The sequence below is a fragment of the Ectopseudomonas chengduensis genome (assembly GCF_900102635.1).
In the GTDB taxonomy this organism is placed as follows: Bacteria; Pseudomonadota; Gammaproteobacteria; order Pseudomonadales; family Pseudomonadaceae; genus Aquipseudomonas; species Aquipseudomonas chengduensis.
Genome location: NZ_FMZQ01000013.1, coordinates 192,996 through 198,995, shown reverse-complemented (window position 1 = coordinate 198,995; position 6,000 = coordinate 192,996). Strand labels below are relative to the sequence as shown.

Genomic DNA, 6,000 nt, shown 5'->3' with positions numbered 1-6,000 from the left:
ATGAAGTGCAGGTCGCTTTCGTCGTACTGCACGCAGTAGTCGCGTTCGGGATAGATATAACCGAGCTGGAATTGATAGGCGTCGCTCTGGATGCCGTGGTCTTCGAGGACCTGGCTGATGATCTGTGGCACCGTCAGGTGCTGGAAGATGCGCTGGTTGTAGCGGTGAGCCAGGTAGGCGAGTTGCGGCCGCAGGCTGATGCGGTAGCGGGTCAGGCGTTTGCCGGAGTCGCCTTGCGTGATGGCGTAGACCACGCCATGCACGCCTTTACCGGAGGGGCCGAAGGCCAGGTAGGCGGTCTGATTGATCAGCGCGTCGAGGTCGAGAGTGGCGTTCTGGCTGATCAGTTCGATGTCGAACCGATAGGGTTTGTTGAGCATTTCCCGGCCAGTGAACGCGAGCACCTGTAGATCGGTTTCGACGGCGGGGATGGTGAGGATGATATGCGCCTGGTTGGCATCCAGCATGGCGAGTTCCTTCCTTGAGATCCGGGCTGGGCAACAGGGTGCCCAGCCCGGTTGCTGGGTTCAATACTGGCGGGGCGACAGCATGACCTGGGTCACGCTAATCGCCCTGCCAGGGCAATGTCGCGAATGAGTTAGCGCTAGGGCGTCGGTCTGGACTCAGGCACAGGGTACAACCGGGCCATGGCACGCAGGTAAAGGGCAGCCGCCTCGGTGAGCAGGGCACTGGCTGCTGCCAGGGTATGGCGTGGTACCCGTGAGGCATCGCCGGGTGGTTGTTCGTCGAGCAATACCTTGATCAGCGCCTGTACGGCTTCCAGGCGCAGGGACGCCAGCTCGCACAAGGCATGCGGGTCGGTACGGTCGAGGCGATGGCGGTGATGAAGCGAGGTAGGCCGATCAGTCATGGCGCACCTCCACAGAGGAGAACGGTAATGGCCCAGGGCGGCGCCCTTGGGTAAAAGGGGGAAAGTGGCGCATTTTCCTTATGCTCCTTGGTTTGATTAAGGAGCCGCCATCCAGCCGTTGCTACACGGTAATGGAGGCGGACCGTACGGGGGTAGCAAACCGGCAACCAAGGGAACCGGCCAGGCCGAAGCCTGCCCCGCACGGCCCGCCATAAATGCACGAGAAAACAGCAGGCACAAAAAAGCGCCTGCTCTCGGCTATGGCGCTACCGCGCCCTGGTTGATTTCGAGTTGCTACACCCGGTCGCGGGATTGACCGCGACAGGGCAGACTCTAGCCCGGTTGACTAGCGCCAGCAACCCTAGCCTGCCTTTTTCCTGCCCCCAGCTCGCTTGCCGCTCGGGTCGGTGCTCTTTAGACTGGCGCCCTCCTCCGATTCATTAGCAGCGCCTCAATGCCCACTGCATTTCCCCAAGATTCCGTCGGCCTGGTCAGTCCCCAGGTATTTCGCTTCAGCGAACCCCTGGCGCTGGCCTGCGGGCGCAGCCTGGCCGAGTACGAACTGGTCGTCGAAACCTATGGCGAACTGAACGCCGCGCGCAGCAATGCGGTGCTGATCTGCCACGCCCTGTCCGGCCACCATCACGCCGCCGGCTACCACAGCCCGGATGATCGCAAGCCCGGCTGGTGGGACAGCTGCATCGGCCCCGGCAAGCCCATCGACACCAACAAGTTCTTCGTCGTCAGCCTCAACAACCTGGGCGGCTGCAACGGCTCCACCGGCCCGAGCAGCGCCAACCCGGCCACCGGCAAGCCCTACGGCGCCGACTTCCCGGTAATGACGGTGGAAGACTGGGTGCACAGCCAGGCACGCCTGGCCGATGTGCTCGGCATTGCCCAGTGGGCGGCGGTAATCGGCGGCAGCCTCGGCGGCATGCAGGCCATGCAGTGGACCATCAGCTACCCCGAGCGCGTACGCCATTGCCTGGCGATTGCCTCGGCGCCCAAGCTGTCGGCGCAGAACATCGCCTTCAACGAGGTGGCGCGCCAGGCGATTCTCACCGACCCGGAGTTTCACGGCGGGCATTTCCAGGAACAGGGCGTGATCCCCAAGCGCGGGCTGATGCTGGCGCGCATGGTCGGCCATATCACCTACCTGTCCGACGACGCCATGGGCGAGAAATTCGGCCGCGGTCTGAAGAGCGAGAAACTCAACTACGACTTCCACAGCGTCGAGTTCCAGGTGGAAAGCTACCTGCGCTATCAGGGCGAGGAATTCTCCGGCCGTTTCGACGCCAACACCTATCTGCTGATGACCAAGGCGCTGGACTACTTCGACCCGGCTGCCGCCAACGACGGCGATCTGGCCAAGACCCTGACCGTGGCCAAGGCGGACTTCTGCGTGATGTCCTTCACCACCGACTGGCGCTTCTCCCCCGCCCGCTCGCGGGAGATCGTCGACGCCCTGACGGCGGCGAAGAAGAACGTCTGCTACCTGGAAATCGACGCACCGCAGGGCCATGACGCCTTCCTCATGCCGATCCCGCGTTATTTGCAGGCGTTCGACAGCTACATGAAGCGAATCGAGGTATGAGCATGCGAGCGGATCTGGACATCATCCAGGAATGGATCGCCCCGGGCAGCCGTGTGCTCGACCTGGGCTGCGGCGACGGCGAGCTGCTGGCCTGGCTGCGCGACAACAAGCAGGTGGCCGGCTACGGCCTGGAGATCGACCCGGACAAGATCGCCCTGTGCATCGAGCGCGGCGTCAACGTCATCGAGCAGAACCTCGATCTCGGTCTAGGTAACTTCGCCAGCAACAGCTTCGACGTGGTGGTCATGACCCAGTCGCTGCAGGCGCTACACTACCCGGACAAGGTGCTGGCCGAGATGCTGCGTGTCGGCAAGACCTGCATCATCACCTTCCCCAATTTCGGCCACTGGCGCTGCCGCTGGTACCTGACGACGAAAGGTCGCATGCCGGTGTCGGACTTCTTGCCCTATACCTGGTACAACACCCCGAATATCCACTTCTGCACCTTCGAGGACTTCGAGCGTCTCTGTCACGCCCAGGGTGCCCGTGTGGAAGAACGCCTGGCAGTGGACCGTGACCACCGCCATGGCCTGGCAAGCCGCATCTGGCCCAACCTGTTGGGCGAGATCGGCATCTACCGCATCAGCGGCGCGGACCTGTCCGCCCACCGCGTTGCGGTCTGAACGAGGAGAACATCATGCGCCGCATCATCCCCTTCCTGATCGCCCTGTGCCTGGCCCTGCCGGCCGCCGCCGAGCGCAAGCAGAGCTTCGGCGACCTCGACGTGCACTACAGCGTGTTCAACTCCAGCTTCCTGCAGCCGGACATCGCCAGCGCCGCCGGCCTGGTGCGCAGCAAGACCCAGGGCGTGATCAATATCGCCGTGCTCAAGGCCGGCAAGGCCAGCACCGCGCAGGTCAGCGGCCAGGTGAAGAACCTGCTGGGGCAGAGCACCGCGTTGACCTTCAGGCAGGTCACCGAGAGCGGCGCCATCTATTACCTGGCACAGTTCCCCTTCTCCAGCCGCGAGATTCTCAGTTTCACCCTCGATGTGCGTCAGGGCGACAACACACACCGCATCACCTTCAACCAGGAAATGTTCCCGGATGACTGATGCCGCAGGCGCTGCCAGCATCTTTGCGTAGGAGCCCCGCCCCGGGGCGAAGCTTTCAGGGCCTGCCGTCCTGGTTCGCGGCGGGGCGCCGCTCCTACAGGTTCTGTAATTCAACGTTCAACTGACAGGCAATATCCGCATGATCGACCTCAAGGAACTGGTACTGGCCAGCCATAACGCCGGCAAGCTCAAAGAGTTGCAGGCCATGCTCGGCGATGCAGTACGCGTGCGTTCCATCGGCGAGTTCTCCAGCGTCGAGCCGGAAGAGACCGGCCTGTCGTTCGTCGAGAATGCCATCCTCAAAGCACGCAACGCCGCGCGCATCTCCGGCCTGCCGGCGCTGGCAGACGACTCCGGCCTGGCGGTGGATTTCCTCGGCGGCGCGCCCGGCATCTACTCGGCGCGCTATGCCGATGGTCAGGGCGACGCAGCGAACAATGCCAAGCTGCTCGCTGCCCTGAAAGACGTGCCGGACGCAGAGCGCGGCGCCCAGTTCGTCTGCGCCCTGGCCCTGGTGCGCCACGCCGACGATCCGCTACCGATCCTCTGTGAAGGCCTGTGGCACGGGCACATCCTGCACGAAGCCCGTGGCGAGCAAGGCTTCGGCTACGACCCACTGTTCTGGGTGCCGGAAACCAGCTGCTCCAGTGCCGAACTGCCTGCCGAACAGAAGAATCGCCTCAGCCACCGCGCCCGCGCCATGGCCCTGCTCAAGCAGCGCCTGGGGCTGGCATGAGCGATTCCGCTGGCGGGAGTTTCCTGCTCCCGCCCCTGGCGCTCTATATCCACATCCCGTGGTGCGTGCGCAAATGCCCTTACTGCGACTTCAACTCCCATGCTGCCGGGCCGACGCTGCCTGAAGAGGAATACGTCGACGCGCTGCTCGCCGACCTCGATATCGACGTGCAGCACGCCCATGGCCGGCCACTGAGCTCGATTTTCTTCGGTGGCGGCACGCCCAGTCTGTTCTCCGACCGCGCCCTGGGCCGTCTGCTGGAAGGCGTCGAGCGGCGCATCGCCTTTGCGCCAGACATCGAGATCACCCTGGAAGCCAACCCCGGCACCTTCGAGCAGGCCAAGTTCAAGGGCTACCGAAGCCTCGGCATCAACCGTCTGTCCATCGGCGTGCAGAGTTTCCAGGAAGCCAAGCTAAAGGCGCTGGGGCGCATCCACAATGGCGACGAAGCCATCCGTGCCGCCGATATGGCGCGTGCTGCCGGCTTCGATAACTTCAACCTCGACCTGATGCACGGCCTGCCGCAGCAGAGCATCGAAGACGCCCTGTTCGACCTGCGCACCGCCATCGCCCAGGCTCCCACGCACCTGTCCTGGTACCAGCTGACGATGGAGCCGAACACGGTGTTCTGGAGCCAGCCGCCCGAGCTGCCCGAGGACGATCTGCTGTGGGACATCCAGGAAGCCGGCCAGGCGCTGCTCGCCGCCGAGGGCTACGCGCAGTACGAGGTGTCCGCCTACGCCCAGCCCGGCAAACAGGCGCAGCACAACCTCAACTACTGGACCTTCGGAGACTTTCTCGGCATCGGCGCCGGCGCTCACGCCAAGCTGAGCACACCCGCAGGGCGCATCCAGCGCACCTGGAAAACCCGCCTGCCGAAGGACTACCTCGACCCGGCCAAGGCATTCCAGGCCGGCGAACGCCTGCTGGCAGCCGACGAGTTGCCCTTCGAATTTCTGATGAACGTGCTGCGCCTGACCGAAGGCGCGCCGGCCGAGCTGTTCAGCCAGCGCACCGGCCTGCCGTTGCAGCAACTCGAACAGGCACGCCGCGAAGCCGAACGCCTGGGCCTGCTGCAAGCCGATGAAACTCGACTGGTCGCCACGGCCAAGGGCCAGCTGTTTCTCAATGATCTGCTGCAGCAGTTCCTGGCCTAGTTCACCCACAGCGCCACGACAATCCGTTAGGCTTAGGCGCTTCGCTCGCGCAGCCCTGATGCCGCTGCGCTGACCGTTACGCCTGCCAAGGAGCCTGAATGGATCTGCTACTGGACCTGATCGTCACCCTCTCGCGCTGGAGCCGCAGCCACCTCGGCGATATCTCCCTGGCCATCATGGCCACCCTGCTGGTGCTGTTCGGCCCAGCCATCAACGCCTGGGTTCAACGCACCATCGGCAACCTCAATTTCGTCCTGCGTACCCTGCTGTTCGTGGTGTTCTGCGCGGTCGGCTACGGCCTGGCGATCGTCTTCCTCACACCCTGGCTGGCCAAGGGCCTGGCGCACTTCAACAACTACACACTGGCGCCGGTGCTGATCCTGATCTTCGCGGTCATCGGCATATTGGCCGACCGTAATTAGCCAGCCTGAAATGAAAAAGCCGCCTCAAGGGTTAATGCTGTTCACTTAAGGTTGCACACGTTTGGCTCCCCTCTCCCATTTATGGGAGAGGGGCTGGGGGAGAGGGCAGAAAACACCGCAAAACTGCCAGTTTCCCCCTCTCCCTAGCCCTCTCCCCGGAGGGGCG

General features: G+C 63.7%; 8 protein-coding genes. 6 read left to right on the top strand and 2 right to left on the bottom strand.

Annotated elements, in window-relative coordinates; genetic code table 11:
* Together BLS08_RS19755 and BLS08_RS19750 are read right to left on the bottom strand one after the other, a co-directional pair.
* Positions 1-467: contractile injection system protein, VgrG/Pvc8 family (locus tag BLS08_RS19755; RefSeq protein ID WP_279615831.1), on the bottom strand; the 467-nt coding region annotated here is incomplete at its 3' end.
* 137 nt (positions 468-604) lie between these two features.
* Positions 605-871: a hypothetical protein gene (locus BLS08_RS19750; RefSeq protein WP_055985002.1), complete on the bottom strand. Its 267-nt coding sequence runs from the start codon at positions 869-871 to the stop codon at positions 605-607.
* A 454-nt stretch (positions 872-1,325) separates the two neighbouring features.
* On the opposite strand from BLS08_RS19750, the gene metX reads away from it, so the two are divergent.
* The 6 genes from metX to BLS08_RS19720 all read left to right on the top strand — a co-directional run bounded on the left by metX (position 1,326) and on the right by BLS08_RS19720 (position 5,834).
* Entirely contained in the window at positions 1,326-2,465 is a 1,140-nt protein-coding gene (gene metX, locus BLS08_RS19745) for a homoserine O-succinyltransferase MetX (RefSeq protein WP_055984998.1), read from the top strand.
* Between the two features lie 2 nt (positions 2,466-2,467).
* Positions 2,468-3,088: a methionine biosynthesis protein MetW gene (gene metW, locus BLS08_RS19740; protein ID WP_026088470.1), complete on the top strand. Its 621-nt coding sequence runs from the start codon at positions 2,468-2,470 to the stop codon at positions 3,086-3,088.
* A gap of 14 nt (positions 3,089-3,102) precedes the next feature.
* A complete protein-coding gene (locus BLS08_RS19735) occupies positions 3,103-3,519 on the top strand; it encodes a DUF4426 domain-containing protein (protein WP_055984995.1) in 417 nt (138 codons plus the stop codon).
* 139 nt (positions 3,520-3,658) lie between these two features.
* On the top strand, positions 3,659-4,255 hold the full coding sequence (gene rdgB / locus BLS08_RS19730; RefSeq protein ID WP_055984992.1) for an RdgB/HAM1 family non-canonical purine NTP pyrophosphatase: 597 nt from the start codon (positions 3,659-3,661) through the stop codon (positions 4,253-4,255).
* Entirely contained in the window at positions 4,252-5,412 is a 1,161-nt protein-coding gene (hemW, locus tag BLS08_RS19725) for a radical SAM family heme chaperone HemW (protein WP_055984989.1), read from the top strand. The genes rdgB and hemW overlap by 4 nt, the downstream gene beginning before the upstream one ends.
* A 98-nt stretch (positions 5,413-5,510) precedes the next feature.
* On the top strand, positions 5,511-5,834 hold the full coding sequence (locus tag BLS08_RS19720) for a DUF3392 domain-containing protein (RefSeq protein ID WP_074679979.1): 324 nt from the start codon (positions 5,511-5,513) through the stop codon (positions 5,832-5,834).
* Positions 5,835-6,000 lie beyond the last annotated feature (166 nt).

Coding starts and splice junctions, on each gene's coding strand:
- BLS08_RS19750 (WP_055985002.1), bottom strand. CDS start 871: ATGACTGATCGGCCTACCTCGCTTCATCACCGCCATCGCCTCGACCGT.
- hemW (WP_055984989.1), top strand. CDS start 4,252: ATGAGCGATTCCGCTGGCGGGAGTTTCCTGCTCCCGCCCCTGGCGCTC.
- BLS08_RS19735 (WP_055984995.1), top strand. CDS start 3,103: ATGCGCCGCATCATCCCCTTCCTGATCGCCCTGTGCCTGGCCCTGCCG.
- metW (WP_026088470.1), top strand. CDS start 2,468: ATGCGAGCGGATCTGGACATCATCCAGGAATGGATCGCCCCGGGCAGC.
- metX (WP_055984998.1), top strand. CDS start 1,326: ATGCCCACTGCATTTCCCCAAGATTCCGTCGGCCTGGTCAGTCCCCAG.
- BLS08_RS19720 (WP_074679979.1), top strand. CDS start 5,511: ATGGATCTGCTACTGGACCTGATCGTCACCCTCTCGCGCTGGAGCCGC.
- rdgB (WP_055984992.1), top strand. CDS start 3,659: ATGATCGACCTCAAGGAACTGGTACTGGCCAGCCATAACGCCGGCAAG.